The 26,900-nt window shown below is 62.2% G+C and carries 34 protein-coding genes and 1 pseudogene; 18 read left to right on the top strand and 17 right to left on the bottom strand.

The genetic code is table 11. The annotated features are described in order from the left end of the window. The 4 genes from M3436_08490 to M3436_08475 all read right to left on the bottom strand — a co-directional run. Positions 1–1,139, bottom strand: a 1,139-nt coding sequence (locus tag M3436_08490; GenBank protein ID MDQ3564162.1) for an O-succinylhomoserine sulfhydrylase, incomplete at its 3' end; no start/stop codon positions are given. Positions 1,140–1,996: 857 nt separating this feature from the next. Further along, positions 1,997–2,980: a threonine-phosphate decarboxylase CobD gene (gene cobD, locus M3436_08485; protein ID MDQ3564161.1), complete on the bottom strand. Its 984-nt coding sequence runs from the start codon at positions 2,978–2,980 to the stop codon at positions 1,997–1,999. Then, positions 2,973–3,884: an adenosylcobinamide-phosphate synthase CbiB gene (gene cbiB, locus M3436_08480; protein ID MDQ3564160.1), complete on the bottom strand. Its 912-nt coding sequence runs from the start codon at positions 3,882–3,884 to the stop codon at positions 2,973–2,975. The genes cobD and cbiB overlap by 8 nt, the downstream gene beginning before the upstream one ends. A 90-nt stretch (positions 3,885–3,974) precedes the next feature. Then, the gene (locus tag M3436_08475; GenBank protein MDQ3564159.1) at positions 3,975–4,493 is read right to left on the bottom strand and encodes a response regulator transcription factor; all 519 of its coding nucleotides are present in this window, start codon (positions 4,491–4,493) and stop codon (positions 3,975–3,977) included. On the opposite strand from M3436_08475, the gene M3436_08470 reads away from it, so the two are divergent. The 12 genes from M3436_08470 to M3436_08415 all read left to right on the top strand — a co-directional run bounded on the left by M3436_08470 (position 4,480) and on the right by M3436_08415 (position 16,628). Next, positions 4,480–4,731, top strand: a complete 252-nt coding sequence (locus M3436_08470; protein MDQ3564158.1) for a hypothetical protein — start codon at positions 4,480–4,482, stop codon at positions 4,729–4,731. The two genes, M3436_08475 and M3436_08470, sit on opposite strands and share 14 nt — an antisense overlap. Positions 4,732–4,917: 186 nt before the next feature. After that, positions 4,918–6,783, top strand: a complete 1,866-nt coding sequence (locus M3436_08465) for a methanol/ethanol family PQQ-dependent dehydrogenase (protein ID MDQ3564157.1) — start codon at positions 4,918–4,920, stop codon at positions 6,781–6,783. Between the two features lie 122 nt (positions 6,784–6,905). Then, positions 6,906–7,823: a methanol oxidation system protein MoxJ gene (moxJ, locus tag M3436_08460; GenBank protein ID MDQ3564156.1), complete on the top strand. Its 918-nt coding sequence runs from the start codon at positions 6,906–6,908 to the stop codon at positions 7,821–7,823. Positions 7,824–7,840: 17 nt separating this feature from the next. Next, positions 7,841–8,371, top strand: a complete 531-nt coding sequence (gene moxG, locus M3436_08455; GenBank protein MDQ3564155.1) for a cytochrome c(L), periplasmic — start codon at positions 7,841–7,843, stop codon at positions 8,369–8,371. A 14-nt stretch (positions 8,372–8,385) separates the two neighbouring features. Further along, the gene (locus M3436_08450) at positions 8,386–8,733 is read left to right on the top strand and encodes a methanol dehydrogenase [cytochrome c] subunit (protein ID MDQ3564154.1); all 348 of its coding nucleotides are present in this window, start codon (positions 8,386–8,388) and stop codon (positions 8,731–8,733) included. A 76-nt stretch (positions 8,734–8,809) separates the two neighbouring features. After that, positions 8,810–9,829, top strand: coding sequence for a MoxR family ATPase (locus M3436_08445; protein ID MDQ3564153.1), 1,020 nt, complete (start codon positions 8,810–8,812; stop codon positions 9,827–9,829). 169 nt (positions 9,830–9,998) lie between these two features. Then, positions 9,999–10,868, top strand: coding sequence for a hypothetical protein (locus tag M3436_08440; protein ID MDQ3564152.1), 870 nt, complete (start codon positions 9,999–10,001; stop codon positions 10,866–10,868). A 21-nt stretch (positions 10,869–10,889) separates the two neighbouring features. Beyond that, positions 10,890–11,831 carry a nonribosomal peptide synthetase MxaA gene (locus M3436_08435; GenBank protein ID MDQ3564151.1) on the top strand — a complete coding sequence of 314 codons (942 nt, stop codon included), beginning with the start codon at positions 10,890–10,892 and terminating at the stop codon, positions 11,829–11,831. Continuing rightward, positions 11,771–12,814 (top strand): VWA domain-containing protein, encoded by a 1,044-nt coding sequence (locus M3436_08430; GenBank protein MDQ3564150.1) that lies wholly within the window; start codon positions 11,771–11,773, stop codon positions 12,812–12,814. The genes M3436_08435 and M3436_08430 overlap by 61 nt, the downstream gene beginning before the upstream one ends. After that, positions 12,805–13,452 carry a hypothetical protein gene (locus tag M3436_08425; protein MDQ3564149.1) on the top strand — a complete coding sequence of 216 codons (648 nt, stop codon included), beginning with the start codon at positions 12,805–12,807 and terminating at the stop codon, positions 13,450–13,452. Before M3436_08430 ends, M3436_08425 begins: the two co-directional genes overlap by 10 nt. A 358-nt stretch (positions 13,453–13,810) precedes the next feature. Further along, the gene (locus tag M3436_08420; protein ID MDQ3564148.1) at positions 13,811–16,114 is read left to right on the top strand and encodes a TonB-dependent receptor; all 2,304 of its coding nucleotides are present in this window, start codon (positions 13,811–13,813) and stop codon (positions 16,112–16,114) included. 178 nt (positions 16,115–16,292) lie between these two features. Then, positions 16,293–16,628 (top strand): hypothetical protein, encoded by a 336-nt coding sequence (locus M3436_08415; protein ID MDQ3564147.1) that lies wholly within the window; start codon positions 16,293–16,295, stop codon positions 16,626–16,628. Positions 16,629–16,839: 211 nt separating this feature from the next. On the opposite strand, the gene M3436_08410 is transcribed toward M3436_08415, so the two are convergent. Beyond that, on the bottom strand, positions 16,840–17,409 hold the full coding sequence (locus M3436_08410) for a hypothetical protein (GenBank protein MDQ3564146.1): 570 nt from the start codon (positions 17,407–17,409) through the stop codon (positions 16,840–16,842). A gap of 3 nt (positions 17,410–17,412) precedes the next feature. After that, positions 17,413–17,625: a hypothetical protein gene (locus M3436_08405; protein MDQ3564145.1), complete on the bottom strand. Its 213-nt coding sequence runs from the start codon at positions 17,623–17,625 to the stop codon at positions 17,413–17,415. A gap of 67 nt (positions 17,626–17,692) precedes the next feature. On the opposite strand from M3436_08405, the gene M3436_08400 reads away from it, so the two are divergent. Beyond that, positions 17,693–18,070 carry a hypothetical protein gene (locus M3436_08400; GenBank protein ID MDQ3564144.1) on the top strand — a complete coding sequence of 126 codons (378 nt, stop codon included), beginning with the start codon at positions 17,693–17,695 and terminating at the stop codon, positions 18,068–18,070. Between the two features lie 34 nt (positions 18,071–18,104). Here M3436_08400 and M3436_08395 read toward each other — a convergent pair. After that, positions 18,105–18,200: pseudogene (locus tag M3436_08395) on the bottom strand (hypothetical protein). A gap of 209 nt (positions 18,201–18,409) precedes the next feature. Here M3436_08395 and M3436_08390 point away from each other — a divergent pair. Next, a complete protein-coding gene (locus M3436_08390; GenBank protein ID MDQ3564143.1) occupies positions 18,410–18,667 on the top strand; it encodes a type II toxin-antitoxin system Phd/YefM family antitoxin in 258 nt (85 codons plus the stop codon). After that, a complete protein-coding gene (locus M3436_08385) occupies positions 18,664–19,050 on the top strand; it encodes a type II toxin-antitoxin system VapC family toxin (GenBank protein MDQ3564142.1) in 387 nt (128 codons plus the stop codon). The genes M3436_08390 and M3436_08385 overlap by 4 nt, the downstream gene beginning before the upstream one ends. A gap of 222 nt (positions 19,051–19,272) precedes the next feature. Here the strand turns inward: M3436_08385 and M3436_08380 are convergent, their stop codons facing one another. Next, positions 19,273–19,797: a TIGR03118 family protein gene (locus M3436_08380; protein ID MDQ3564141.1), complete on the bottom strand. Its 525-nt coding sequence runs from the start codon at positions 19,795–19,797 to the stop codon at positions 19,273–19,275. A gap of 26 nt (positions 19,798–19,823) precedes the next feature. On the opposite strand from M3436_08380, the gene M3436_08375 reads away from it, so the two are divergent. Beyond that, entirely contained in the window at positions 19,824–20,078 is a 255-nt protein-coding gene (locus M3436_08375; protein MDQ3564140.1) for a hypothetical protein, read from the top strand. Positions 20,079–20,363: 285 nt separating this feature from the next. Here the strand turns inward: M3436_08375 and M3436_08370 are convergent, their stop codons facing one another. The 7 genes from M3436_08370 to M3436_08340 form a co-directional block, all read right to left on the bottom strand. After that, positions 20,364–20,888, bottom strand: a complete 525-nt coding sequence (locus tag M3436_08370; GenBank protein ID MDQ3564139.1) for a peroxiredoxin — start codon at positions 20,886–20,888, stop codon at positions 20,364–20,366. A gap of 31 nt (positions 20,889–20,919) precedes the next feature. Next, positions 20,920–21,156: a hypothetical protein gene (locus M3436_08365; protein ID MDQ3564138.1), complete on the bottom strand. Its 237-nt coding sequence runs from the start codon at positions 21,154–21,156 to the stop codon at positions 20,920–20,922. An 86-nt stretch (positions 21,157–21,242) separates the two neighbouring features. Beyond that, complete coding sequence (locus tag M3436_08360) at positions 21,243–21,467, bottom strand: hypothetical protein (GenBank protein MDQ3564137.1); 225 nt, start codon at positions 21,465–21,467, stop codon at positions 21,243–21,245. Then, positions 21,464–21,886 carry a hypothetical protein gene (locus tag M3436_08355; protein MDQ3564136.1) on the bottom strand — a complete coding sequence of 141 codons (423 nt, stop codon included), beginning with the start codon at positions 21,884–21,886 and terminating at the stop codon, positions 21,464–21,466. Before M3436_08355 ends, M3436_08360 begins: the two co-directional genes overlap by 4 nt. Beyond that, entirely contained in the window at positions 21,801–22,109 is a 309-nt protein-coding gene (locus M3436_08350; GenBank protein MDQ3564135.1) for a hypothetical protein, read from the bottom strand. The genes M3436_08355 and M3436_08350 overlap by 86 nt, the downstream gene beginning before the upstream one ends. Before the next feature lie 17 nt (positions 22,110–22,126). Next, positions 22,127–22,306 (bottom strand): hypothetical protein, encoded by a 180-nt coding sequence (locus M3436_08345; protein MDQ3564134.1) that lies wholly within the window; start codon positions 22,304–22,306, stop codon positions 22,127–22,129. A gap of 89 nt (positions 22,307–22,395) precedes the next feature. Next, a complete protein-coding gene (locus M3436_08340) occupies positions 22,396–22,590 on the bottom strand; it encodes a hemin uptake protein HemP (protein MDQ3564133.1) in 195 nt (64 codons plus the stop codon). 490 nt (positions 22,591–23,080) lie between these two features. Between M3436_08340 and M3436_08335 the strand changes: the two genes are divergently transcribed. Then, positions 23,081–23,974, top strand: a complete 894-nt coding sequence (locus tag M3436_08335; protein ID MDQ3564132.1) for an alpha/beta hydrolase — start codon at positions 23,081–23,083, stop codon at positions 23,972–23,974. Positions 23,975–23,978: 4 nt separating this feature from the next. Continuing rightward, positions 23,979–24,134 carry a hypothetical protein gene (locus M3436_08330; protein MDQ3564131.1) on the top strand — a complete coding sequence of 52 codons (156 nt, stop codon included), beginning with the start codon at positions 23,979–23,981 and terminating at the stop codon, positions 24,132–24,134. A gap of 4 nt (positions 24,135–24,138) precedes the next feature. Here the strand turns inward: M3436_08330 and M3436_08325 are convergent, their stop codons facing one another. Beyond that, on the bottom strand, positions 24,139–26,037 hold the full coding sequence (locus M3436_08325) for a hypothetical protein (GenBank protein ID MDQ3564130.1): 1,899 nt from the start codon (positions 26,035–26,037) through the stop codon (positions 24,139–24,141). 3 nt (positions 26,038–26,040) lie between these two features. Continuing rightward, positions 26,041–26,900: hypothetical protein (locus M3436_08320; GenBank protein MDQ3564129.1), on the bottom strand; the 860-nt coding region annotated here is incomplete at its 5' end.

Below are 26,900 nucleotides of genomic sequence, written 5' to 3'. Positions count from 1 at the left end.
TCCTCGATCCCCACCGAGATGCGGATTAAGCCTTCGCCGATCCCCGCCTGGATACGCTCTTCGGGTGTCAAGCGGCTGTGGGTGGTGGTCGCCGGGTGCGTGATCGTGCTCTTGGTATCGCCGAGGTTGGCCGTAATGGAAAACACGCGTGTCGTGTCGATCAATCGCCAGGCCGCCTCGCGGCCGCCTCGCACTACAAACGAAACGATTCCGCCGAACCCGCTCTGCTGGCGGCGCGCGAGATCATGCTGCGGGTGGGATGGCAGGCCTGGATAATAGACGCGCTCGACCGCAGGATGCCGCTCCAAGGCTTCGGCCAACCGCAGGGCGTTATCGCTATGGGCGCGCATGCGGATGCTCAAGGTCTCTAAGCCTTTCAGGAACACCCAGGCATTGAACGGACTCATCGTCGGCCCGCAGGTGCGAAGGAAATTGAAGATGGCCTCCCCCACCAGGACTTCCGGACCGATGACCGCACCGCCGATGCAGCGGCCCTGGCCGTCGATGTACTTAGTCGCCGAATGAATCACGAGATCCGCCCCCAGCTCGAAGGGCCGCTGTAAGGCCGGGGTGCAGAAGCAGTTATCGACAATCAAGAGTAACCCCTTCTCGTGCGCGAGCACGGCCAGACGGGCGAGATCGGCGATCTCGGTCAGCGGGTTCGAGGGCGTCTCCAAGAACAGGAATCGGGTCTCGGATCGTATTGCGGCCTGCCACGCGGCATAGTCCGTGAGCGGCACGAAGCTCGTCATGACCCCGAACTTGGCCAGGATATTATTGAATAGTCCGACCGTGGTACCGAAGATGCTGTGCGAGGAGACGATGTGATCGCCCGTCTTGAGCAGCGCCATACAGGTTGCGAGGATCGCACTCATCCCCGACGAGGTGGCGATACAGCGTTCCCCGCCTTCGAGGGCCGCCAGGCGCCTTTCGAATACCCGGACGGTCGGATTCGTAAACCTGGAATAGATATTCCCGCATTCCTGTCCGGCGAAACGGGCCGCGGCTTGGGCCGCGTTATCGAATACAAAGCTGGAGCTGGCGATGATGGGCTCGCTTTGCTCCCCTTCGGAGGTGCGGACCTGTCCGCCCCTGACGGCCCGCGTATCGAATCCCCAATTGTCGCAATCCGAGGTCATGCCTTCCCCAGAGTAAAATATATTCCGAAAACGGCCACAATTTACGCTTCGTCATTCCGGGCAAGGGAGCAGCGCGACCGCGACCCGGAATCCATACGTCCTAGCCAACGCCACGTGGATTCCAGCTTGCGCTGGAATGACGGCAACATAGGGCTTTTGTCCCCGGTTAAACATCAGCATACGTCTGTAGCTACCGTAAATTATGACCGTTGACGGTTATCGTTCGCCTGGCGGGCATGTCCCCCCACAGACGCCCAGAGGGGAGAGTTGCACTACCCCTTTTTGGAAACCCCAATGCTAAAGCGCCCGCCGTAACCGGCGGGTATTACACAACAAAAACCCGCGATAGCTTACGCTAAAGCGGGTTGGATCGCTTTAGCCAAATTTATAAAGCGCCTGCAAGCTGACATCAAATCGGCGCAATGGTTAGCCTAGGAGATCAACCTCCCGGTGTCAACCGGCGACGGCGTTTTGCTCCGGGCCTATCGGGTATACCGTTCCCTGGTGCGGGCCAAGGTATACCGCGAATGGGCATAATTTTCCTAAACATGGATGACCCCCATATCACCGATTAGGGGTCGGGAAGGGCTCGCGCCCTCCCCGCCCTCCGAACCATGCCTATTTGGTTGAAACAAATCAGCCGCTGGCCGTCGCGCTCGGGTGCTCCCAAGAACCGGCGTACAGATTTTCGTATGGAACTCCAGCAGCGTCTTCGGGAAGTTCGGGAGAGAGTTGAAGCTCGGCAAGCTGCGCACATCCTCGAAATGAGTCGATGCGCAGGATCGTCCGAGGGCGTGTGAGTTTATTGGAGTGTTCAACATTCAAGTCGTGAGTATCTAAGGGGGCCCACGAGCCCATTATTCTCCGGTGTTGGCGAGCGCCTCCTCAAGGCGCGCCCAGCCGGCCTCCGCGCCGGGCAGGCCGAAGCGCAGACTGGCCGGTTCCGTAAACAGGCGGGTCAGAATCCCTTGCCGCGCCAGCCTCTCGTGGATGGCGGCCGCGTGAGGGATCGGCGCCCACTGGAAAAGCGCGCAGCCTCCGCCCGGGGCCAGGCCATGCTGGCGCAATAGCGCGGCGAGCCGCTCGGCCTGCTTGAGAAGCTGCGTTCGGGCGGCCTCCTGCCAGGCGCGATCCGCCAAGGCCCGTTCCGTGACCCAACGAGACGGCGCGGCCACGGTCCAGGGGCCAAGATGTTCGCCAAGCCGATGCAGCCAGGACGATTCGGCCAGCACGAAACCCACGCGCGCGCCGGCCAGGCCGAAGAACTTACCGAGCGAGCGCAAAACGATGAGTCCGGGCCGGGTACTGTAAGGAGCTAGGCTTTTCGCCGGGGTAGGATCGATAAAGGCTTCGTCTACCACCAGCCAGCCGTCGCGGGCGGCAAGGCGCGCGTGCCAGTCCAGCAACGTTTCCGGCGTGAAGCAATCGCCCGTGGGATTATTGGGGTTGATGACCACCAGCACATCTACATACCTTGCGGCATTGCCGAGATCAGTCACTGGTACCGCGGCGACCACGCGGCCGGCGCGCCGCCAGGCGTATGCGTGCTCCGCATAGCCCGGGGAAATGATGCCCACTCGGCAAGGCCCGCGCAGCGGCGGCAGCGCTTGAATCGCCGCTTGCGACCCGGCGACCGCGAGCAGAGCGTCCGTGCCATAGTACGCGCGTGCCGCCGTTTCGAGGCCGTCCTCGTCTTCGGGCAAGCGCGACCACGCCGACGGCGGCGGCGGAGGCACCGGAAAGCCCTCGGGATTGATGCCTGTGGACAGATCCAGCCAATCTTCGATAGGTATGCCGTAGCGTGCCGCGGCCTCGCGCAGTCTTCCGCCGTGCTTAAGCATGCAAGGCTCCCGCGAGGCCGAACACGGCGAGCCACAACCACACGCCACCGCGAACGAGCCCGAGCGCCCGCTCGATGTCGTCTACGGCGGGCGGCTGCCCCGCGCCGAGCACCGGGCGAGCCTGCCACTCGCCCGCATACCGGGCGGGCCCGCCAATGATTACCCCGAGTGCCCCCGCCCCCGCGGCCATCACCGGCCCGGCGTTGGGGCTAGCCCAGCCGCGGGCTTGGGTGCGCCAGCACCGGAGGGCTTGCCCGGAGTTCCCGAGCACCGCATAGGTCAGCGCCGTAAGCCTCGCCGGTACATAGTTCAGCGCGTCGTCGAGCCGCGCCGCTGCCCAGCCAAAGTCGAAATAGCGGCCGTTGCGGTAGCCCCACATGGCGTCCAGCGTGTTAGCCAGGCGATAGAGGAGCGCGCCGGGCGCGCCCCCGAGCGCGAACCAGAAAAGCGCGCCGAAGACGGCGTCGTTGCCGTTCTCGAGCACCGACTCGGTGGCCGCGCAGGTGACGTCGAGCGCCGCTGAATCGCGGCTCACCATAAGACTGGTACGGCGGCGCGCCTCGGGCTCATCGCCCCTCCGCAGCGCCGCGGCCACCGGCCACGCATGATCGTGCAGGCTCCGGTGACCCAGCGCGAAATAGAGCACGGCTACACTGAAGACCAGCCCGGCGCTCGGCGGCGCGGCCAAGGCCGCCGCGGCCGCGGTTAAGGGTACAACGAGCGACACGGTCGCGCACAGACCCCTTACCCGGCGAGCATGGGGAGCGACGTCCGTGCCGCCGTAGCCCCAGCGTTCGCAGAGGGCGGCCAGCCGGCCAAACGCCACCAGTGGATGAAACCGTCGCGGTTCGCCGAGCGTCCAATCAAGCGCCAGCGCCGCGGCGGTCACTAGAAGGGTCGTCATGCGTGGGCCTATGTCCGCTGCTGCATGATGGCGTGCAACTGGCGCATCCCGTACATCTCAGTCCGACGGGAAGACGCTTAAATCCCGATCTCAATCCAAGTGGGCGGAGCCGGTTGCGCTCGATCTCTCCCGCGGCGCGTTGGTGATTCCCTCCGTCATAGCGAGCCTCACGAGGTCGGCGACGCTCGGGGCGCCGAGCTTCTGTTTTATGCGCAGGGAATAGTTGGACACCGACTTCGGCGATAAGGACAAGGACCCCGCGATCTGGGCGCACGCCTTGCCCTCGGCGAGCATGCGGAAGATCTCGAACTCGCGTGCCGTCAGCGCGGTGAGCGCGCTCTTCTGCGTGTCGAGGCTGCAGAGCGCGATGGCCTGCGCTATGTCCTGGCTCAGATAGCACTCCCCTTGACCGGCGCGCCGGACGGCCTCGACTAGATCGCGCGGCGCGCTCGTCTTGGTCACGAAGGCGGCGGCACCCGCCTTGAGGGCGCGGGTCGCGATCATGGGGTCGTCATGCATCGTGAAAACGACCACTGCGGACTCGGCAAAGCGGGCGCGGATGCGCCGAATGGCCTCGAGTCCCCCCATGCCCCGCATGGCCAGATCCACGATCACGACGCGCGGCGGGTGTTGGCGGGTGTTTGAGGCAGGAGGCGTAGGCTTCTTCTCCCGAGGCTGCTTCGCCCGCGATCTCGAAGCCCGCCTGCTGCAACAGCAGGCGGCAGCCTTGCCGCACGATGGCATGGTCATCGACCAACAGGATCGTGATCGCGGGTCTCATTTCATTGCGCGGTTAGTCCGGGGCGGTGGATCCCGTTCTGCGCTGGACGGAAGCTCCGGGAACTGATGATAATCCACCGATGAATGAATGAGAAAGTCCCCTTTCCACGGGCTCGGGCCGCATCGTAGCATGGCTTGGTGTCGCGGGGGTAGGACCCTTTGACACTCTCATGACCTTAGGTTCAGGGACGAACCGCTCTTTCCCACACGCTAACTGTCTCAGCGGTACGAAGCGCCAGGAGAACAAGTCACAATGTCTCGAACAATCACAGCCAAAAATCTTGCCACTATCGTGACCGCCGCGGCTCTATCCGTGACGGCGTCAACAGCGTCTTCGAATGACGAGATCATCCGCTTGTCGCAAAGCGATGAGAATTGGGTGATGCAATGCAAGGACAATGCGTGCGCGCGCTACAGTAAAATGACGGATATAGACGCGGACAATGTCGAGCGGCTCCGGCCCGCATGGAGCTTTTCGACTGGCGTGTTGCACGGTCACGAGGGCGGACCGCTCGTCGTGAACGGCATCATGTATATCCACACGCCATTCCCCAATAATACTTTTGCTTTCAATCTCGAGAGACCGGGCGAGATCCTATGGGAGCACAAGCCCAAGCAAGACCCGGCGGCGCGTGCGGTGGCCTGCTGCGACGTCGTCAACCACGGTCTGGCCTACGCCGACGGCAAGATCTTCAAGACCCTATTGGACGGCCACATCGTGGCGCTGGACGCCAAGACGGGGAAAGAGATCTGGAAGATGGAGAACTCCGATATCAAGGTCGGCTCGACGCTTACCATTGCACCCTTCGTCGTGAAGGATAAGGTTCTGGTTGGATCGTCAGGCGCTGAGCTCGGGGTGCGCGGGTATGTCACCGCCTACGACATCGGCACCGGCGAGATGAAATGGCGCTGGTACGCCACCGGCCCCGATGAGGAGATGGGCCTGGCCCCAGACTTCAACGGCAAGAACCCGCATTACGGCCAGAAAGGATTGGGCCTTAAGACCTGGGAAGGCGACGCTTGGAAGATCGGCGGTGGCACCAACTGGGGCTGGTATGCCTACGACCCCAAGCTCAACCTGTTCTATTACGGCTCTGGCAACCCGTCCCCTTGGAACGAGACCATGCGCCCCGGCGACAACAAATGGACCATGACCATCTTTGGGCGCGACGCGGATACCGGGCTCGCCAAGTTCGGTTATCAAAAGACACCCCATGACGAGTGGGACTACGCCGGCGTCAATGTCATGATGCTCTCCGATCAGGAGGTGAATGGTAAGACCACCCCGCTTCTCACCCATCCGGATCGCAATGGGATCATTTACACCCTAAACCGCGAGACCGGGGACCTGGTATCGGCGAATAAGATGGACGATACGGTCAACTGGGCCAAGAAGGTTGACCTCAAGACCGGCCTCCCGATCCGGGACCCGGAATACTCAACGCGCATGGACCACCGGGCCAAGAACATCTGCCCCTCCGCGATGGGGTATCACAATCAGGGGCTTGATTCCTATGATCCCGAGAAGCAATTGTTTTTTTTAGGCATCAACCACATCTGCATGGATTGGGAGCCCTTTATGCTTCCCTACCGCGCGGGCCAGTTCTTCGTTGGGGCGACACTCTGGATGTACCCGGGTCCCAAGGGCGGCTCGAAGGGGGATCTCGGCCAGATCAAGGCATACAACGCCGTGACCGGCGAGTTCGCGTGGGAGGAGATGGAGCCTTTCTCCGTGTGGGGAGGCACCCTAGCGACCAAAGGAGATATAGTTTTCTATGGGACGCTGGATGGTTTCATCAAGGCACGCGACTCCCGCAACGGCAAACTGCTCTGGCAATTTAAGCTGCCTTCGGGTGTCGTCGGCCATCCCATCACATACAAACATAACGGGATCCAGTACGTCGCTATCTACTACGGTGTTGGCGGCTGGCCAGGCGTGGGGCTGGTCTTCGACCTCAAGGATCCAACCGCCGGGCTCGGGGCAGTGGGCGCTTTCGCGAATCTGCAAAAGCACACGCAGATGGGCGGCGGGGGCGTGGTCTTCTCCCTGGATGGTGAGAGCCCGTACACCAAGATGGCGGATAGCGACGGTGCCAACCGCACGCTCGCGCGCGATTGACGCTTTGCCCTTTTAACCACGCCTTAAGCAGCACAAGGCAAACCCTGAGCGAGTCGTTCCAGAATAGGGAGGATCGGGAACGACGCCCGCATCCCCTGATGGGTATGACGATGGAAACCCTCATGAGAATGACTCGGCTCATCGGGGCCGTTATGCTTGGTGCGCTGGCGGCGGGTATCGCTGCAGCAGATCAGACACCGGCCGCTCCGAGCCCTGTGCGGATCTGCGCCGCCCGAAACGATCTGCCTTATTCGGACGACGGGAGGCACGGATTTGAAAACAAGATCGCCGAAGTCGTTGCAGCCGAAATGCGGCGGCCCTTGGAATTTGTCTGGGCAGAAAAGGATGCGATCTACTTGGTGCGCGACTACCTCGATAAACGATTATGCGATGTGGTGATGGGTCTCGACACCGGCGATCCCCGGGTCCTGACCACAAGGCCCTACTACCGCTCCGGTTATGTGTTCATTTATCGGCAGGATCGAGAGTTAAACGTGCAGGATTGGAACAGTCCGGATCTCCGCAAGCTGCACCGATTCGCCATCATCCCTGGTACGCCGGCGGAGACCTTGCTCAAGAGCATCGGGAAGTTCGAGGGAAATTTCAACTACATGCATTCGCTCGTCGATTTCAAGTCGCGCCGGAACCAGTATGTCCGATTCGATCCGGAGCGGCTCGTGCGCGAGGTGGTCGACGGCAAGGCCGACATTGCGGTCCTGTGGGGACCGCTGGCTGCAAGATATGTCAAGCAATCCACGGTGCCCCTGAAGATAGCGCTCATTCCCGACCACAACGTCCGGGCGGATGGGCAGAAGGTGGGGCACCATTACAACCAGTCCTTCGGAGTGCGCAAGGGCGATGTCACCTTGCTCCGCCAACTCGATCAAGCCCTCGAGAGCGCGGCCACTGAGATAACTGCGATCCTGGAGGCCGAGGGCATGCCGCTGTTACCGCTTAAGGCAGCCGTGAATGCGGCTAGGATCGCCCATCCAATCCGGATGGAAGATCCTTTGACTACAACAACCAGACAAGATCAATAACAAACCGCTCAAGCACGATGACGAAACCTTTCGTATCGAATTCCACTCGCGCCGCAGTGCTTTGTTTGATCACCACCGCCTCGCTACCGAGCTACGCCGTAGAGGAGTTCCGGCACACCATCACCGGCGAGTTGCTCGATCTGTCTCTGGCCAAAGGAACGGATACCGAGGCCGTCAAGCGATTCAAGGAGAGTGGAAAGAACCCCTACAACGGTGATCTGGAAGCCATCAAAAAGGGCGGGCATCTTTATCTCAGCGCCTGTTCCGGCTGCCACGGCCACAATGCGGAAGGGAAACTCGCGCCGGGTCTGGCGGATGACTACTGGACTTATCCCAAGAACGCCACCGACAAAAGACTGTTTGAGACCCTTTACGAGGGCGCACAAGGGATGATGGGTCCACAGCGTGGGAATCTTAGCATCGATGAGATGCTGCTCATCATGAGCTGGATGCGCAGCGTCTACCAGGGTGATCCGGAGAAGGCCGAATGGCTCACGCCGGAGGAGCGGAAAGACTTTAAACCCGCAACACACGACATAGCAAAATAAATAGGAGGTCCATGATGAAAGCAAAAACTTTGTTCGTTCGCCTTACCTGGCTCATCACCGCCGGCCTCACCGCCGGCCTCACCGCCGGCCTCACCGCCGGCCTCACCGCCGGCCTCACCGTCGGGCTAGCGGCTGGCGTTCAGGCCTACGACGGCACCAAGTGCCGGGCGCCTGGTGATTGCTGGGAACCGAAGCCCGGCTATCCCGAAAAGGTGGCCGGCAGCAAATACGACCCAAAACACGATCCGGAAGAGATCAACAAGCAGTCAGACTCCATCAAGGCCATGGAAGCGCGCAACGCCAAGCGCGTCGAGCATCTCAAGAAGACCGGCAAATTCGAATACGATGTGAGCAAGCTTTGAAGCGGTGAGAAGCGGGTCTGGGAAAGCCCCGGTTGAGGCCGGGGCTTTTCATTCCGGGGCCTGCATAGAGAAGCGGATGAACCCGGACAGTGTGTTGGGCGATTGGCGCGCCCGCGCCTTTCTCTTCGAGGGCGCCTTGAAAGGTGCCATCATCGGCCAAGATCACGTCATCCGGCTCATCACGGTGGCGGTGTTCGCACGCGGCCATGTGTTGCTCGAAGGCGATGTAGGGGTGGGCAAGACTACCTTGCTGCGGGCCGTGGCGCGCGGACTGGGGGGCGCCTACGAACGCCTGGAAGGCACGATCGATCTCATGCCCAGCGATTTGGTGTATTACACCTATATCAACGAACAGGGCAGGCCCTGCGTGGACCCGGGCCCCCTGGTCAAACACGGCGAGGCGCTCTCGGTCTTCTTCTTCAATGAGATCAACCGGGCCCGCCCGCAGGTACACTCGCTGCTCCTCAGGGTCATGGCGGAACGCAACGTGGCAGCCTTCAACCGGATCTATCATTTTCCACATCTGCAGGTGTTCGCGGATCGCAACCGCGTGGAAAAGGAAGAAACCTTCGAGCTCCCGGCAGCCACCCGCGATCGATTTCTGATGGAGATCGCGATGGAGCTGCCTGGGGGCGCGGAGATCCGGCGGGCGCTGATGTTTGACCCGCGCTTTCACGATGTCGAAAACCTCCTCCGCGAGGTGCAGCAGGGTGTAGTGCCTTATGATGAGCTCAACCGGTTCGCCACCGTGGTGCAGAACGAAATCCGGGCCAGCAGCGCCTTGCAGGACTATGCTCTACACCTCTGGCAGGCCACGCGTTGCCCGAAGGAGTACGCCATTACCATCGATGGCATCGACATGGATCAACTCGTGCAGGCAGGCGCCAGCCCCCGTGGCATGAGCATGCTGGTGCGCGCTGCGCGGGTAAACGCCTGGCTCAACGATCGTACAATGGTGGTGCCCGAAGACCTACAATGCATCTATTTTGAGACGGTCGGCCACCGGGTTTTTTTTAGCCCTGTCCATGAGTTCCGCCGCGGACCGCTGGTGCGCGAGCTGCTGGATAAAATCTTTCACACCGTCGCCGCACCTTAGAGCTTGTGAAAAAATCTGCTGTGCTCGGGATCTCGCGTTCCGGCGGTGCTCGGAATCCTCATGTATTTCAATATACACTCCGGTTCCTGCGACTCCGGCGGAACGCGACCTCCCGTCGCTCGCGACGATTTTTTCACAAGCTCTTAGCTCAAACAAAATTGGCGCAGCGATGGCCAGATACGCCGCGCGATTGCAAGAAAGCCGCATCCAGGAGTTTCACTACCGGCTCCCCTGGCGTTCCCAGGCCGTTCATCCCGGCTATCACAAGGGCGTGCAGTCAGGCCCGGGACAGGACTTTCGCGCCTACGAGCCGTTGTTTAGGCATCCCGATGCGCGGAGGCTCGATCTACGGGTGAGCCTCAGAGACCCTTTTGGGATGCCCCATGTGCGGGTCTTCAATCAGCGCAGCACGGCCCCTGTGTATGCCGTCGCCGATCTCTCGGGCTCGATGGGATCCCTGGGGGATAAAGGGAAGCTTCAACTGCTTGCAGAGTTTACCGCCGCGGCGGCGCTGTCAGCCTATCGTACTGGCGATCCGTTTGGCTTTATCGGCTGCGATACTGCCGTGCGGCGTGATCTCCTGCTGCCCGCTACCCATCGAGCCGGTGCCGCCTGGGACCTGGCCGATCGGCTGTCCAAGCTGCACGTGGGGGCGGCTGACGCGGAGGGTCTACGCGAGGCGAGCCGGTATGTGTCGGTGCGGCGGTCCCTGGTTTTCCTGGTGTCCGACTTTCATCTGCCGTTCGCGCTCATAGACGATGTGCTGGCCTCGTTCTCCCGGCACGCTGTGGTGCCGATCGTGGTATGGGAGTCGGCGGAATACCGGCAACTGCCGGCCTTGGGCCTCGCCCAGGCGCGGGACAGGGAGACGGGCGCGACCCGGACATTGTTGTTCCGGCCACAGGTGCACGAACGGTTCCAAGCCGCATTCGCTGAGCGTAGGCGCGATCTCACCCGTGTCTTCATAGCCCGCGGGTGTGCGCCATTTTTTCTCATCGATCGCTTCGAGGCAAACCAGTTGACGGAGTATTTCCAATAGTGATGGGCACGGGTTCGAGCAATGAGAATCGGTGCACGTGACCTGGGCTGGCGGGCCACTTCGTCGATAGCTTGTATTTTTACAGTGTGTTTCCCCTCGCTTGCCCCCGCTGCCCAATCTCCCATCGAGCGCTTCGATTTCCTCACCCCAAGGCCGTTCGGATACCTCATCGGGGATGTCATTCGGCACGAGATCCAACTGGACGTGAAGAAACCCTATGCATTGCAGAAAGGCTCGATGCCGACCGCCGGAAACCTCAATTACTGGCTGGAACTCCGCAAGGTAGCAGTGGAGGAAACAGAGCAACAGGCCGCCAATCGCTACCGGATCCTGATCACCTATCAGACCTTCTATGCCCCTGTCGGGGTGAAAGCGCTTTCCATCCCTGCCTTCCGGCTCGTTCTGAGCGGCCCTGATCACCTCGATGTGCCGATACCCGCCTGGGAGTTTACGATGTCGCCTTTGCGAGAGGTTGCGGTCCGCACCGAAGGCGGCCGGGAATACCTGCGCCCCGACGCCAGACCGCGACCGATAGACGCGCGCGGCCATGGGATCCGGTTGATCCTGTTTGCGGCTGCTGCAGCCGCGACCCTGCTCTACACCCTTTGGCGCTACGGGCAGTGGCCGGGCCGGCGGCGCAAACCCTTTGCCCGTGCGAGCCGAGAGCTTCGGCGCTTGCGTCGGGGGGCTATGGACCTCAGCGTGTACAAGCAAGCTTTACAGGCGATCCACCGAGCCTTCAACGAGACCGTCGGCGCCCCGATGTTCCCAGGAAGCCTACAACAATTCATACAACAACGCCCTGCCTTTCTTCCGCTGATGGAGGAGATCGAAGCGTTCTTTGAACGTTCCCGGTATCTCTTTTTCGCTGAAGGCCTCAGCGAGGGGATGGAGAGTGATGCTTGGCGGGCCTTGGAACGATTGTGCCGGCGCTGTCACGAATGCGAGCAGGCCAGCCGGTGAACCTGGCGGTGGCCCATCCTTGGGTGCTCACGCTCTTGCCTCTCGCGTTCCTGCCGTTCTGTTCCTCTTCATTCCGGAGCCAGCCCTATCCTTGGGTGGAAGTGATCCCCCGGGATGTGATCTCTACCGCCATCGACCGCACGCTTCGAGTGATCGCCGCGCTGGCTATCGCCTCGCTGATCCTGGGGATCGCGGGTCTTCACCGGGTCGAACAGACGGTGCAGCGGATCGGCCGGGGTGCGCACACGGTGCTGCTCTTGGACCGCAGCTCCAGCATGGATCATAGCTTTGCTGGCCATCCTCCCAGCGGCGAAGAGGAATCCAAGGCCCAGGCCGCGCGCCGTCTGCTGCTGGAGTTCGTCCGAAGACGCGAGAACGACCTGATTGGGGTGGCCTCCTTCAGCACCTCGGCGATGTTCGTGCTGCCGCTCTCGGAGCACCGCGAGGCCATCGAGGCGGCGATCCGGGCCATGGATACGCCGGGGCTTGGCCTTACCAATATTGCCAAGGGGCTCGCCATGGCGCTGTCCTTTTTTCAGGGCAGGCCTTATACCGGATCCCGAGTGATTGTCCTGGTTTCGGACGGCGCCACCGAGGTCGACCATCGCAACCAGGCGAATCTTCGCAAGTGGTTCAAGGAGCTCGGCGTGGGCCTGTATTGGATATACTTGCGCACGGCCAATAGCCCCGGGATTTTCGAGGCGCGCCGGGGCCCGCCCGGCGATACGGCGGACGGCTTGCCGGAACGTCATCTCCATGTGTTTCTCAGCAGCCTTGAGACGCCTTACTCTCCCTACGAAGCGGAAAATCCTCAGGCTTTGGAGCGCGCCATCGCGGACCTCGACGCTCTCGAGAACCTGCCTTTGCACTACTCCGAGCACATCCCCCGAGGAGAGCTCTCGGGATGGTGTTACGGGCTTGCGTTCTGCGCGATTACGGCGCTCTTGGGCGCCAAGCTCGCGGAGGTCTGCGCATGGCGATGAGGCGGTATCGGATCGGCCGGGCCAGCTTGCTGACCCTGCTGCTCGGTCTAAGCCTAGGGATGCTCATCGAGAGCATGGCCCTGGCCCGCGCCGGCGCCCACAATCGAACCATCGAGCGGCTCCTGGCAGGCGAGGACATCCCCGTTACCGGGGATGCGCCGCCCGAAGTCATGTTTGCGCGGGTTCACTGGCTCATGCAGAAGAACCGCGGCGATGAGGCGATAGAGTTCTTCAACCGCGTGGAAGGAAAAGGGGATCTCGAATTTCGCGCGCGATTGCGTTACAACCTTGGCAATCTCTATGTGCCCCATACCTCCCGATTCGGTTTGCCTGGCGAGGACCCCGGCGATATTAGAGGCTATGACCCCCGCAACGCCCCGTTCGGCAGCGAAACCGCGGTCGGGAACGAGCATCTCTCGTCGGTGCGCGAAAGCTATCTCAAGGGACTCGGTGCCCAGACGGGCCTTGTCTATCAGCACCTCCAGAGCGCGAGCGCTCTGCGTGCCGCGCTCCAGGCCAACACGTTCGCTGAACCCATTCTGGTCGCGGCTGATGTCCGTTGGATCCCCGCGCTAGTCGCGCTGCTTATCCTGGTATTCCTGTATGGCATGTTACCGCGGATGACGCGATGGCTCTGAGATGGACACCTACCGACAAGAGGTCACGCACAATGAATAAAACAATAAGGTATTTGGGTATAGCGTCCATCCGCTGCCCGACAGGGCGCGGCACGACCCGCCCCCGGCCCATAGCGTACTGGAACTATCTGCGACGGGAAGTTTTCCCATACCGGTGGGATATGTACCCGGATCGCATGTGGAGTTATCACACGCGAATTGCTGGTGACGGACTCTATCGAAAAGGGGCTTTCGCTTGTAAATTACGCGGCACAGGGCCAGCCGCTAAAGCCGCGAACAACAATGGCCTTCTGACCATCGACACCAACAACAACGTGACCTGATGCCTCCAAGCGCCGTTTCACGGAACCCACATGCGATGCGTGCGGCCTGTCTGGCGTCGATCCTGGCCCTTGTATTGGTTTCCTCTCCCGGTATGGCGGAGGAGAGCGACGGGCAGGGCGAGGTCACGCGCAGTCCCGCCGGCGCGATCGAGCTGCCCGTGATCGATGTGATCGCGACCACGCCCTTGCCGGCGCTCGGCACGCCGATTGATAAGGTCCCGGCCAACGTACAGTCGTTGACCGCGGAAGACGTCGAGAATCAGAACCCACTCGATCTTTCCCAGATGCTGTTCGAGAACATCGGCAGCGTGAACATCAACGCGGCCCAGAACAACCCCTTCCAGAACGATCTGGAATACCGCGGCTTCCTGGCCTCGCCGCTGGTCGGCAGCGCCATCGGCTTATCGATTTATATGGATGGCGTGCGCATCAACGAAGGATTCGGCGACACGATCAACTGGGACCTGATCCCGCAAGCGGCCATCTCTAGCGTGGATCTCATCTCGGGCTCGAATCCGCTCTTCGGCTTGAACACACTGGGCGGCGCGATCGCGCTCCGCACCAAGAGCGGTTTCGCCTACCAGGGTACGGAGGTCGAGGCGAGCGGCGGCTCGTTCGGGCGCTGGGCGGTCGAGGCCGAGCACGGCGGTTACCACGGCGGCTTCGACTGGTATCTCACTTTCAACGCGCTCGATGAGGACGGCTGGCGCGACGAGTCCCCGAGCGAAATCCGGCAACTGTTCGGGAAGATCGGCTGGGAGGATGACCAAACCGATCTCGATCTCAGCTATATCTTCGCGGACAACGCCTTGACGGGCAACGGCTTCGCCCCCGAAAGCTTGCTCGCCCGTGATCGCGACGCGGTGCACAGCTTTCCCGACGATACCGACAACCATCTGAATTTCCTGAATCTCAGGGCCAGCCATGCCTTCACCGATGCCTTGCTGCTGGCGGGGAATGCCTATTACCGAGAGTACCAACGCGATACCTTGAACGGCGATGCCGAGGTCCAGTGCGTCGATGAGGACGATAGCGCGATAGCGCTGGCGCTCGGCTTATGCGAAGGATCGGCCGCGCCCTTCGGCGGCGTCGGTGAGCTCGAATTCGAAGTCGAGGGAGAGGACCGCACCACAGAGACCGACACCGACGGCTACGGGGGGACCCTGCAGTTGAGCCACCAAGCGAAGTTCTTCGGGCGCGCGAACAGCGTGACCTTCGGTTTTGCCTACGACGGGAACGAGACGGACTTCACTCAGAGCGAGGCCGAGGCGGAGTTGTTTCGCAAGGGCCTGGCCCGAGGCACGCGGCGCGTCGGTGAGCTTGAGACCGAGGTGGACGTCGCCACCCGGCAGGACAACTGGGGCGTTTATCTCACCGATACCTTCGATGTCACGGAGGCCTTGGCTCTCACCTTCTCGGGGCGCTATCAGATCACCGAGGTCGAGATCCGCGATCAGACCGGCGATCCGGAAAACGCCGATCTCAACGGCGATCACCACTTCGATCGGTTCAATCCGGCCGGGGGTGTCGCCTACTCGATCTTCGAGGATCTGAACCTCTTCGGCGGCTACAGCGAGAGTTTCCGTGCTCCCACTCCGGCAGAATTGACCTGTGCCGATCCGGAGGACCCTTGTAACCTGCCGAACGCCTTCGTGGCCGATCCGCCGCTCGATCCCGTGATCGGCAGAACCTGGGAGGCCGGCGCGCGCGGGCGCCTGCCGCTCGGCGAGGACCTGCGCTGGCGCGTGGCGTTCTATCGCACGACGCTCGAAGACGACCTCATCTTCGCCGTGACCGAAACGGGCAGCGCCGGGTTTTTCACGAATATCGACGAGACCCGCCGCCAGGGTGTGGAGCTGGGTCTGAACGGGCAGTGGGAGTCCGTGCATTGGTCCGTCAATTACGGTTTCGTGGATGCGACTTATGAATCCGCTGAAACGCTGGCGAGCGTGGTCGAGCCCGACGGCATCCAGGTGCAGGAAGGCGACCGCATCCCCGGGATCCCCGAGCACAACTTCAAGGCCGGCGTCGACTGGGCCATCCTCCCGAAGTGGTCGGTCGGCGGCACGCTCATCTACGCCTCGGACCAGTTCCTGCGCGGCGATGACAGCAACGAGCTCGATACGGTGGACGATTACGCGATCGTGAACCTGCGCACACGCTTCCATCCCTGGGAGCACATCGAGGTTTGGGCCCGCATCGACAACCTCTTCGACAGCGACTACGAGACCGGCGGGACCCGCAACTTCAACGCCTTCGCCGATCCGATCGCCGAGGAGCGTTTCCTGGCACCCGGCGCGCCGCGCGCCGGGTGGGTAGGCGTTAAGCTCAGGTTCTAGTAGGCAGTCATGTTAATTCGAAGTGATTCGTCACCCCGGCAGGGATTGCCGGGGTCCAGGATGCAGGACAGCACCTACGTCCATGTGCTCTGGATTCCGGCAATCCATGCCGGAATGACGTGCCTCTTTGAATCATCTAGACTGACTACTAGAGCGATCTGAAAGAAGGATGACAACCGTGATTCGACATCGTAAGTCCGTGGTTGTCGCGTTGGGGTTTGTGTTCAGCACGGCGGTATTGGCGGACGGTCCGAAGCCCGGGGCCTACGTGAGCAACCAGGAGGGCGGTATCACGGTCATCGATCTCGAACGCATGGAGAAGGCACGAGACATCGACGTCGGGGGGCGCGGCCCGCGCGGGATCGGGATCACCGACGACGGCAGGTATCTCATTACCGCGAACAAGGACACCGCCGATGTCTCGATCATCCTGCACGCCGCGACCCTTCCTTCGGTGTGGCACGCCTCGGCTCCGGCGCCGGCTGATGGGGGCGTTCGGTCTCGACGGCCATGAGAGTTGTCCCGGAGGGAAGTGATCCTTACAATCGGGACTCCGGTGTAAACCTCGGGCCTCTCAGGTGTCCCTCAAGATCCGACTCGTCTTGATCCTAAGCGCGGCGCTCTCGATCGGTATCGCCGTGGGCGCTGTCTTTCTGTGGCTGCACGCACGTGCGGCGATCCGTTCGGAGATGGACACCGCACTACGCTCGGCCGAACGCCTGATGTCAGCGGTGCGGTCGCAGCCAACGTTGGCGGATCTGCGCCCCAAGGCTCTGGCGGAAGCGCTGGATCAGCTCAGGCATGTACGTATCGTGACGCCGAGAGCGGGCTCGCTTGCGCCCCGGCACACGGATGTGGCCGAGGTGCCCCGATGGTTTTCCCGAATCATAGCTCCAGACCCGGCGGGCTTCGAACCGATCGAGCTCACGATGGGTGGTGAACATGAGCAGATGGTCCTGCAAGCCGATTCCAGCGACGAGATCCGCGAGGTGTGGCAGGACGTTCGTGTGCTCATGGTGATCGCCACGGCGCAGTTCCTGTGCGTCGGCGGTCTCGTCTATCTCAGCCTTGCGCGCGGTCTCCGACCGCTCGCGGATCTCCATGCGGCGTTTGAACGCTTGGAAGCAGGGAATTTCGAGACTCGAATACAGGAACGAGCGGTGGTGGAGTTCAAGCGCATCCACCAGAAGTTCAACCGGATGGCCGAGGTGTTGCGCTCGATCAGGGAGCGCGAGCGCGCACTCGCGAGCCACCTCGTCGATCTCCAGGAGGCAGAGCGACGCAGTCTCGCCCAAGAGCTACACGATGATATGGCGCCCCTTCTGTTTACCATTTCCGTTCATCTCACGACCATCCATGGCTTTCTTCAAGGCCGGCAATACACCGCTATTCCTGAAGCGCTCGGGGCCAGCGAGAAGACCGTGGCTGAGCTTCAGGAGCGCATCCGCGCGATGCTCCGGCGACTGCGGCCGCAGGGTCTCGATGAGCTGGGCCTGGATCAGGCGCTGCACGATCTGGTTGAAACCTGGGCGATCCCGGCAGCGCCGAACCGAATGGGCGATCGAGACATCCGGACTGATGGATCAACTGGACGACACGCTGCGCGTCACGATCTACCGGATCGTGCAAGAATGCCTGACGAACGTGGCCCGCCATGCCAGGGCCCGCCGTGCCTCGGTGCGCGTGACGGTCGCGCCGGCGCACCGAGCCACCGGAAAGCCAGCGGGTCCAGGTCAGGTCGTGGACATTCGGGTCGAGGATGACGGGAAAGGGATGCGGCCAGAAACCCCATTCGGCCTGGGTCTCATGGGAATTGAAGAGCGGGTCCAGGCCCTGGGCGGTGCAATGGCGCTCTCGCAACGGCACCTCGGGGGCCTCTCCGTGCGTGTCTGCGTACCGATCCATGCCAACCACTCCGATCTGGCAGTGGATGCTTCCCGCATCGCGGTGGCTTAATTGGAAGACGGCCCGCGCACGAGGCGGAAGGGGATCAAAGGAGCCTCCGCTCCGCAAATGACAAGACTTCGGTCCCACCGACGATTATGTGATCGACGACGCGGATATCAAATAGCGCAAGGGCGTCTCGGGGCACGGCGAAAAGCTCGGGATTCAGCCCGCGCTCGAGCTCGCAGTAGAAGGGGAGCACGCTGCCGATGAGCCCGGCCACCACCAAGAAGAACGCCATCGCGAGCGGCGTAGCGGTGGACCAACACCCATCATGCGCGGTACCTCATCGCTTGACTCACCCACGAGACTAAGCTAACTTGATTAGCTAAGTTAGCATGGATACATACCATGACCATTGTCAACGTGCACGAAGCCAAGACCAACCTCTCGCGTCTGCTGGAGGCCGCTGCCGCGGGCGAGGAGATCATCATTGCCAAGGCCGGAAAGCCCATTGCCAAGCTGGTCCCGATCGAGAAGCCGAAGCGCGAACCCGGACGCCTGAAAGGGCTTATCCAATGGTCCGACGCCTTCTTCGACCCATTGCCGGATGACGTTCTGGAGGTGATGGAAAATGGCTACAAGCATGATCCGTTGCGCCAGAAGTGAACCTCTTGCTGGACACCCACGTGCTGATCTGGTGGCTGGGAAGTCTCCCCATGCTCTCCGCAGATGCCCGCGATGTGGTCGCCGATCCGGAAAACGAGGCCTTCGTAAGCAGCGCGAGCGCCTTCGAGATCGCCACTAAATATCGTCTCGGTAAGTTATCCGTGGCCGCAGCGTTTGTCGAAGGACTGGATGAACACCTCCGCCGCGGAGGTTTCAAGCCCGTGACGATCTCCCTGCCCCATGCGCTCGCGGCGGGCCGCTTACCCGGACCGCACAAAGATCCCTTCGACCGCATGCTGATCGCGCAGGCACGGCTTGAAGGCTTCACAGTGGTGACCTCCGACCCCATCTTTCAACGCTATCGCGTACCTGTGGTGTGGTAGCGGCTCGCGACAAAGCTAGAGTCCAGTTACTCTTTTGAAGGATCCGGATCCCTGCTTTTCGCAGGAATGACAGAAAGCAAAAGTCTCGATGTATTTGGGTTGTGCACGAATATCCACGAAGTGCAGGCTGCCGAACAGGCCATCGGCCTCGCCGTTCGGCCCGGCGGTGAAGTACATATAGTTCGCACGCCCGAGGCTCTCGCCGTTGCCGAAGGCGAGGCCTCAGAGGCCATTGATCTGGATGGCCTGCCGATCGCGGCCCCGGAGATAGCCCTTTTTCCGCCCGCTCTTCAAGCCGAAGGCCACCAGGGTGCCGTCGCCGAAGTTGCCGACGAGGAGCCGCTTGGAGAACGGGCCGAAGTCCTCGGGCGCAATCGCCAATCCCCACGGCGCGTTGAGCCTCCGGCCGGTATCGAGCGTGCGCAGGTGCCGGCCGTCGAGATCGAACTCCGCGATATACCCGAGCCCCGGCCCCTGCTCCTCCTCGACCGGATCGGCGGTGGTCTTGGCGTAGGCGACGAAGAGACCCTGCCTCGCAGCCCCGTCGATCTCGTATTCCAGGAACTGGATGTTGAAAGGCGCGAAATCCTCGGGCACGTCGGCCGGCCGCGCGAAGGCGCCGTTCAGGATCGGCTGGTAGGCGTCGTCGAAGCTGTCGATTCGGCGCAGGCCGAAGTTTGCGGCGTAGGCGGTTGCCGGAGGAAAAGGGCGTGATCGCGAGTCCTTTGTATACCGAGCCCGACTCACCGTTCACGGCGATAGTGAAGGAACGCATGCGCTCCGCTTGGCTCGATCCGGTCTCAGCCCAGCATTGGAGATTGCCGTCCTCGGTCACGACGAGGAACCGGCTCGGGGCCGCGATGGGGGCGCCCGTGAAGCTCGTGCCGGAACACGGGAACTCGTCCGAGCCGCTGAAGACCTGGCCGGTCGGCGTCGGCGATTGCTCGGGCGTCGCCGGGGCGGGCTCGACCCGCACGGTCTTGAGGGCGTCCTGGAAGAGCGGCGTCGTATCGGTATCGCCCACGTAGGTCACGACGGTCCCAGAATCGGTATTGGCGATCCACCAATGCCCGCCCGCCCCGGCCGGACGCAGGGCCAGACCCCAGGCGTTCAAGACGCGCTTGTTTCGAAGCGTCTTGCGCCCCGGTTCGAGCCGGGTGCGGTACTTGTCGCGGAAGTTGGTGATGAGATTACGCTGTAGGTAATAGCCTTCCGCGGCCTTCGCAGCGCAGGATGCGACCGCGACTAGCGCGATCAGGGCCAAAGAAACGACGAGGTGTTTCGTTGTGTGTGTCATGGCTGTCCTCCGAAATTTAAACCGGCACCAGCAGGCCATCGCCCGGGTGCCATTCGCAGGCGGTGAGCCCGCCCGCCTGGAAGGCCTGGACGAGCCGCAGCGTCTCGGCCGCGCTTCGGCCCACATCCAGCGCATTGGCCGTGACGCTCGCGACCCGGCCTTGGGAGTCGAGGATGAAGGTCGCCCGCGCCGCCACGCCTTCGTCTTCCAGCAACACACCGAAAGCCTGCGCCAACCTACGGGTGACATCCCCGATGAGCGGGAAGCTCACTTTCCCGAGCCCGTGCTCGACCCAGGCGCGATGCACATGGACCGAATCGACGCTCGCACCGAGGAGCGTCGCATCGGCCTCGCGAAACCTGGGGGCGAACGCCTCGTAGCCGCGGATCTCGGTCGGGCAGACGAAGGTGAAGTCCTTGGGATAAAAGAACAAGACCGCCCAGCGGCCAAGCAGCGAGCCGAGCCGCAGGCGCTCGAAGCGGCCATCTGGCATGAGCGCCTCGACCTCCAAATCCGGTGTCGGGTTTCCGATCATCAACATGGTCGTGTCTCCTTGGGGTTTTTCGTTCGGTTCAATGACGCGTGTCCTCGCAACGCGAGGTCACTGCCGCCTCGCACGGCAGATGCGCCGGCAGTTTTTCGGCGGCCTGCTGCATCGCGCCGTACACGGCCTGGAAGAGGTGTGGCGGGAGCTTCAGGGTCACCGGCCCGATGCGCAGGTGGAGGACCTGGCATTGCGGGCACATGCTGATGCCGCAGCATTCGTTGTTGGCGAGGTCCAGGAGTTGACAGGCTGGGTGGGTATGCATCGTAAAGACTCCTCTTTGAGTTGGTGGTGTGTACGGTGGCTCAGAGTTTGTGAAAAAATCGTCGCACTAGATCTGTTCATAAACTCTCAGTGCAGGGATGTCCGGCGGGCCATACGCTGCCACTGCTGCGAGAGGTGTGCGGAGGCCCTGGCGAGCGGCGAGCGTGCGCATTCCGGGTGCTCGGCTATCCACTGGAGGTGTTGGGCCAGCGCCACCGCCGTCTCGGGGCGCTTCTCCTCGGCGTAGCGCGTCATGAGATAGAGGCTCGCGGCCATGAGGACATCGAGCGGGGGCGTGGTCTCGCGATTCATACGGACCGATCTCCCATCGGGGCCACGGCGGTGCGCGGGTAGAGGAGCACCCCGAGCGGGCCCGGCAGGATGTCCACATCGATCCCGTAGGCTCGAAACAGCGCGTCCCGCGTCAGCGCCATGACGTCCCCGAGCGCCGAGAGACCGGCGACGAGCGCGCCGAAATTGGGATCGAGCCGAACGGCGCTCGTGCCACAGGCGCTCGCTACAAGCTCCGCCTCGCTCGTGCAGAGCTTCCGGGCGGCCTCGCGGGCGCGTACTTCCGGCTCCTCGGCGCGCAGCCGTTTCCAGGCGCGTGCCAGATCCCAGGGTCTCCCATCGACAATACTTCGCTCATACGGCCTCCTCCCATAGGTTTTCTTCCAGGGTTTGATGCGGGGCCCGGCTCTGACACGGGAGCCCGTGGATCGCACGCACATGCCAGCGCGCCGCCATGGTCCGGTAGAGGGACCGCAAGCCCCCGTCCGGCACGTCCCTGTGCTCGGCGATGATCCGCAACTGGCGGCTGATCCGGAGGGCAAGGCAGTGCCGGACCGCATCGTCATGGCAAGCGAGGTAGTGGGCCATGAGCACCCCCAACCCGGCGTGCAATAGCTCCATGTCGTTGATGAGTACCAAGGACCTTGTGGACGGTGCGCGCATTAGGGATTACCTCGCCATTAAAACCGGTAAGAGACCGCAACCTTGAAATTCCGCCCGGCCTCATTGATGAGCGAGAGGCGGCGGCGGTAGACCGTGACGGCCTCGAGCTCGATGACGGGTTGGTCCGGCGGAGGGTCGTCCGCGCCTGAGGTGGAGATCGACCACATCAAGACCGGCAAAACGATTTTTCTCGACACGTGACAACCTCCCACAGGTTTTGGGCTGGCTGCCTCGCGCCGAAAGGCACGCGGTGGCTCGCGTCTCGTTGGACTAGTTGATCAGATGACTACTTGGTCAGGATTAGCTTCCCGGTCCGTGTGTGGCGCAGGTGGTATTCCTGCCCGGCATGCTCGATGATGATCTCGTCCCGGCCAGCCAGGAGATCGCCGCTCGTCAGCCGCCGCTTCGGCGCCGCCGTGTCGCGGATCTCCGCGCCCTCCGAGGCGCTTCGCCCCCGCTCGGGTCTGTCGGGCATGCTCATGCCTACAAATGATAATGCTTCTCATTCGCATGTCAAGGGGTCCCTGCCCTGAACTCAGCGACATCATCGCCGACCTAAAGAACCGATATTGGCGCTCATGCCCGCGCCCACAGATAGGAATTGGCCAAGGCTGGGATCTCGGGGCTGCCCGTCCGGCGCTCGTGCACGCAGGCCTTGGATAGCGCCACCCGCTCGTCCGATGCCTGCGACTCCGCCCTTCGGTTCTCTGACTCTGATATCATAATCAACCCACTGGATGAAGCACACGAGAATCTTAACTTCGTTGTTAAGTATCTGGCGGAGGAGGTTCTCGGGAATGTTCGTATAACGAGCAGTGCCCGATCGCTATATGCAACGTTGAGAGAGATCTATTTGGTCAGATCAAAGGTGAGCTTCGCACTGTCTGCGTCGCAGTCCCGGCGGATCCTCCTCACTCCCGAAGGCGTCAAGGGCCGTTTCCGGCGGGTTCATTAGAACGCGCGCCGATCGAATGGGTAAGCTAGACCTTAGCGGATACGCGCGAAGACTGACCTTACCGGATGGCACGACGTTAACCTATCGCTTGCGGTTGGCGCGGCACCGACGGCACCGGCCGGTGCTCGTTTTGCTGCACGGGCTCGCGAGCAATTACTCCCGTTGGTCAGAGTTCGTCGAACACACTTCGCTGACCGGGCGGTGGGATGTGATGTGGCCGGATCTGCGCGGCCATGGGGAATCCTTCACGCGCGGCAAGGTCAGTCTGATCCGCTGGTGTGAGGATTTGATCGCGCTCCTCGGTAAGGAAGGCTATTCCTCCGCCACGCTCGTCGGCCACAGCCTGGGCGCACAGGTCGCGATGGCGTTCGCAACCCGCTATTTGGAGCGCACGGAAGGTATGGTATTGATCGATCCGTTGTTATCGGGAGCGCTCCGTGGCCGCGCGCGCTGGATCCGTCGACTTACGCCCGTGATCGCGAGCGTCGTAGCGATCGTACGCTTACTTAACCGGCTCGGGCTTTACCGCCGCAGCATCCCGATCCGCGATCTGCGCCGGCTCGATGATGAAACGCGCGCACAGTTGCTCGCCGCAGGCAAACAAGAGGAAATGATCGGTCTCTACGCATCACCGTGGGCCGATTTAAGATACTTCCCGACCGCGAATTATCTTCAGGAGCTCATCGAAGTTACTCGACCATTGCCGCCCTTGGCCGAGGTAAACGTACCGACGCTCGTGCTCCTATCGCGTGGGGCGACGTTCACCGATCCCGGAACGACGGCGCGCCTTTTGGAACCACTTGCGCATGTGGAAATCCACGCCGTTTCTGCGCATCACTGGCCCATCACGGAAAGCCCCGTTGAGGTGCGCCGCGCGATCGAGGTCTGGCTGTACAAGCGGTTTTCGTAGCGGTATGGCCCCCGTTATTACGGGGCCAGGGTCGCTCACGGCGGTGATGGAGTCCACCGGCGTCTATGGGGACACGCTGCGTAGGACGCGCATGGTGTTCTGGCTGATTCCTCCCGATGCTCAGCTTGGGGAGCCCGATCACCGTTGCCGCCGCCTGTGATGTGTCAATCGCGCCGAAATCGTGGTACCACGATGACATCCTCACCGTCCTCCGGTGCGGATTCGGGAAACGCAGTTCCATCTGCCGCCGTCCACGCGATGCTCCACAAGAAGGGACCTGCTCCCAGCATCACACTTCGCTGGGCTCGATCCGTAATGACAACCGATTCAGTTTGCATCCCGCTGCGCAGGCGCACAACGCCCTTCTGTGTGACGCTGGGGTCGAAGTAGATCGGGAGTAATTGAACCGTGCGGCGTGGTGCCCCGTCGATCCGGACCACCGTTACTCCGGAGCTCGTTGTCTGCCAGTCATGCGACTCGAAGCGTCCGTCGGCAAAGCTTGCATGCACCCGCCACTGAATGGCGTGCGGGCCGTCAGGACGTGCCGGCGCCTCCCACTCGAGGAAGTCATCCAACTTACGCAACTCGACCGTCTCATAGACGACGTGCGCGCCATCGACATATCGCAGATCCACCATTGCAATCGCCACTTCACCCCAGCCCGTTCCGGCCGGCACCAGGGCCAGTCGGACGCGGTAGTTGTCGAGGGGATCCCTCACGATGACCTGATCATTGATGATTTCATCGATGATCCGCTCGACCGACTGGCCCTGGCGGGAAACATAGCTGACTCTGGCTTTCAGCGTGCCCCGGATCCCCTCGAGTGACCGCGTCCACGTGTGACTGCGGTGCAAGGCATCCAGCTCGACGGTATGGGATGTCGGTGGCGAATCGGGGAGCTTGTGCTCCAGGACGACTCGGACCGACGCCCAGCGGGTCTGGAAGTCGAGACCGACCGCGACAACTTCGATGCTCAGACCTGATGGAATCGAGACCGGTACAACCAGGCTAGTTGATCCGTGGGCATCCTGCCATAGAGACCAGTCGCCAGATGGGTGATTCTCGATCTTCACGCGATAGCTCCAGCGGAAGTCCAAGGTCCCAAGGGCAATGCTTCTCGGTGCATCGTCGCTCACTGGAAGTTCGATTACATCAGTCCGCGATGTTCCCTGTAGCCTCACGTCGACACGTTCCAGCGGGCCAGCGAAGTTGCCGAGAACCCGCACTTCGATGGGTGGAATGTTTCCTATCTCTTTGCTGCCGAGTATCACGGTTTTGACCAGCGTCCCTCGCGAGGAGGCCGGAACGAAATCGTCGAGCGTTGTGGCGAGTTGGATCGGCCAGCGCACGACATCCGAAGCGGCTGCGCGAACCGTCAGATTGCCGCCTTGTGCGAAGCGACTCACCAGCTCATCGAGTACCCATTCGCGGAGCGCCTGTTCGAGCGCGACATTATCGGCGCCGCGGATTTCAATGCGCGCGTTGGCATCGATGATCGAACGCGTCATCGTGACCTGGTGGCCGCCTTCGGCAATCTCGATCCGCCGGCGAACTTCCTGGACGTCGGCGGTCGCGATAACTTCGACCGGAGGAAGTCGTACCAGCACGTGGCCCGTCCAGACCACCTGCAGCGGCGAGACACTCTCGGCTTGCAGCAGCGGAGCCAGTATGCCGGCAGCGGAGGGCGAAAGGTCGACCGCCACTGCCCCCGCACGTCCCATGGCGAGTGAAACCTCGGCCTCGACCGGATCGAATTGCGGGCCGTCGAGCCGCACGATCGCATCGAGCCAGGGGAAAAGGAACACCTGCCGAGATCCCAAGCCGGCAGCCTGTAGCTCGTTGGCATCAGGCGCCGTTTCTACATCTAGCGTTAGCCGGGCACCGGCCTCTGGCGCATCAGTAGTTTCCGACTGTGCAACCCACCGAACCAATTGAAAGCGAGGACTGCCGTCGGCGCGGCGCGCAACACGCGGACGCGCTAATGCTACGCATACGCGGTCGGGAGCTGCGTCGTCGTCCAGGGCGACAAGATCAGCGAGATTGCGAATCGGCAAGACCAGCACGGCTCAGAGATCCACAGATACGGCTTCTCCCACACCATCGCGCCAAGCCGACTCGCTCATCACGCTGGTCGCGCCCTCAACTCCACGCGACACAAGGCGAGTGCGATACCGCAGTTTCGGCGGCTGCACCCGACTCTCCCGACGTACCGCTAGCGCCAATTCGCCGCCGGGATCGAGCGTGCGCCAGGGATGGCCCTCAACCTGCACGGCCAGGTACGCTGCGCGTCTATCGAGATCCGGGGGAGGGCGCAACACGACAGGAGCGATTTCGCCGACGCCCAGCGTGCCGGCGTCCAAGGTCATGCCCATTGGCCCGATCGGCATCGCTCCTAGCGCGGATCGTTCCCCCGATGCCAGCATGGCAGCCACGGTTACCGTGGTGGGAGGCTCACGGCCGACGGCCCAGGCTTCCGGCGATGCCGCGTTCAGGGTAAGGGTTCGAGAGCCGACACTGATCTCGAGCGAGGCGACGTGATCGAAAACTTCTTGTGCCGCCAGCAAGCGCAGTGCCTTGAGGCCCAGGCTGGTTGGATTCACTTCAATCAGCAATCCGGAGGAACGTTCCGCGGTTTCGACAGCCGCCGGTCCGCTGGCGGTCACGATGGTGGCACGTGCGCGCCATCTAATGTCCAACTCCGCGGTGCTCTCACGCACAAAACGCAAGCGAGCGGCGCTCGGCTCGCCCGGCCGAAACTCATGCCGGAGCATGCCCGACGGTCCTCCCGTGCGAACTTCCACCACAATGCCGCGAATTCCGTTCGCTGCCAGCGGCACGTCGTTGACCACGCAGAGATCCGCGGCCACGAAGGGTGCCGGAATCGCAACGTCAACTAGGTGTTTTCGCGGGTCGCTCTGTTGGGCCA

The organism is Pseudomonadota bacterium (genome assembly GCA_030859565.1).
In the GTDB taxonomy this organism is placed as follows: domain Bacteria; phylum Pseudomonadota; class Gammaproteobacteria; order JACCXJ01; family JACCXJ01; genus USCg-Taylor.
This window is presented reverse-complemented; position numbering and strand designations above follow the sequence as displayed.

Coding starts and splice junctions, on each gene's coding strand:
- cobD (MDQ3564161.1), bottom strand. CDS start 2,980: ATGCTTAAGCACGGCGGAAGACTGCGCGAGGCCGCGGCACGCTACGGC.
- cbiB (MDQ3564160.1), bottom strand. CDS start 3,884: ATGACGACCCTTCTAGTGACCGCCGCGGCGCTGGCGCTTGATTGGACG.
- M3436_08470 (MDQ3564158.1), top strand. CDS start 4,480: ATGGCCAGATCCACGATCACGACGCGCGGCGGGTGTTGGCGGGTGTTT.
- M3436_08465 (MDQ3564157.1), top strand. CDS start 4,918: ATGTCTCGAACAATCACAGCCAAAAATCTTGCCACTATCGTGACCGCC.
- moxJ (MDQ3564156.1), top strand. CDS start 6,906: ATGAGAATGACTCGGCTCATCGGGGCCGTTATGCTTGGTGCGCTGGCG.
- moxG (MDQ3564155.1), top strand. CDS start 7,841: ATGACGAAACCTTTCGTATCGAATTCCACTCGCGCCGCAGTGCTTTGT.
- M3436_08450 (MDQ3564154.1), top strand. CDS start 8,386: ATGAAAGCAAAAACTTTGTTCGTTCGCCTTACCTGGCTCATCACCGCC.
- M3436_08445 (MDQ3564153.1), top strand. CDS start 8,810: ATGAACCCGGACAGTGTGTTGGGCGATTGGCGCGCCCGCGCCTTTCTC.
- M3436_08440 (MDQ3564152.1), top strand. CDS start 9,999: ATGGCCAGATACGCCGCGCGATTGCAAGAAAGCCGCATCCAGGAGTTT.
- M3436_08435 (MDQ3564151.1), top strand. CDS start 10,890: ATGAGAATCGGTGCACGTGACCTGGGCTGGCGGGCCACTTCGTCGATA.
- M3436_08425 (MDQ3564149.1), top strand. CDS start 12,805: ATGGCGATGAGGCGGTATCGGATCGGCCGGGCCAGCTTGCTGACCCTG.
- M3436_08420 (MDQ3564148.1), top strand. CDS start 13,811: ATGCGTGCGGCCTGTCTGGCGTCGATCCTGGCCCTTGTATTGGTTTCC.
- M3436_08400 (MDQ3564144.1), top strand. CDS start 17,693: ATGGATCAACTGGACGACACGCTGCGCGTCACGATCTACCGGATCGTG.
- M3436_08390 (MDQ3564143.1), top strand. CDS start 18,410: ATGACCATTGTCAACGTGCACGAAGCCAAGACCAACCTCTCGCGTCTG.
- M3436_08375 (MDQ3564140.1), top strand. CDS start 19,824: ATGCGCTCCGCTTGGCTCGATCCGGTCTCAGCCCAGCATTGGAGATTG.
- M3436_08370 (MDQ3564139.1), bottom strand. CDS start 20,888: ATGTTGATGATCGGAAACCCGACACCGGATTTGGAGGTCGAGGCGCTC.
- M3436_08365 (MDQ3564138.1), bottom strand. CDS start 21,156: ATGCATACCCACCCAGCCTGTCAACTCCTGGACCTCGCCAACAACGAA.
- M3436_08360 (MDQ3564137.1), bottom strand. CDS start 21,467: ATGAATCGCGAGACCACGCCCCCGCTCGATGTCCTCATGGCCGCGAGC.
- M3436_08355 (MDQ3564136.1), bottom strand. CDS start 21,886: ATGTGCGTGCGATCCACGGGCTCCCGTGTCAGAGCCGGGCCCCGCATC.
- M3436_08350 (MDQ3564135.1), bottom strand. CDS start 22,109: ATGCGCGCACCGTCCACAAGGTCCTTGGTACTCATCAACGACATGGAG.
- M3436_08340 (MDQ3564133.1), bottom strand. CDS start 22,590: ATGAGCATGCCCGACAGACCCGAGCGGGGGCGAAGCGCCTCGGAGGGC.
- M3436_08335 (MDQ3564132.1), top strand. CDS start 23,081: ATGGGTAAGCTAGACCTTAGCGGATACGCGCGAAGACTGACCTTACCG.
- M3436_08330 (MDQ3564131.1), top strand. CDS start 23,979: ATGGCCCCCGTTATTACGGGGCCAGGGTCGCTCACGGCGGTGATGGAG.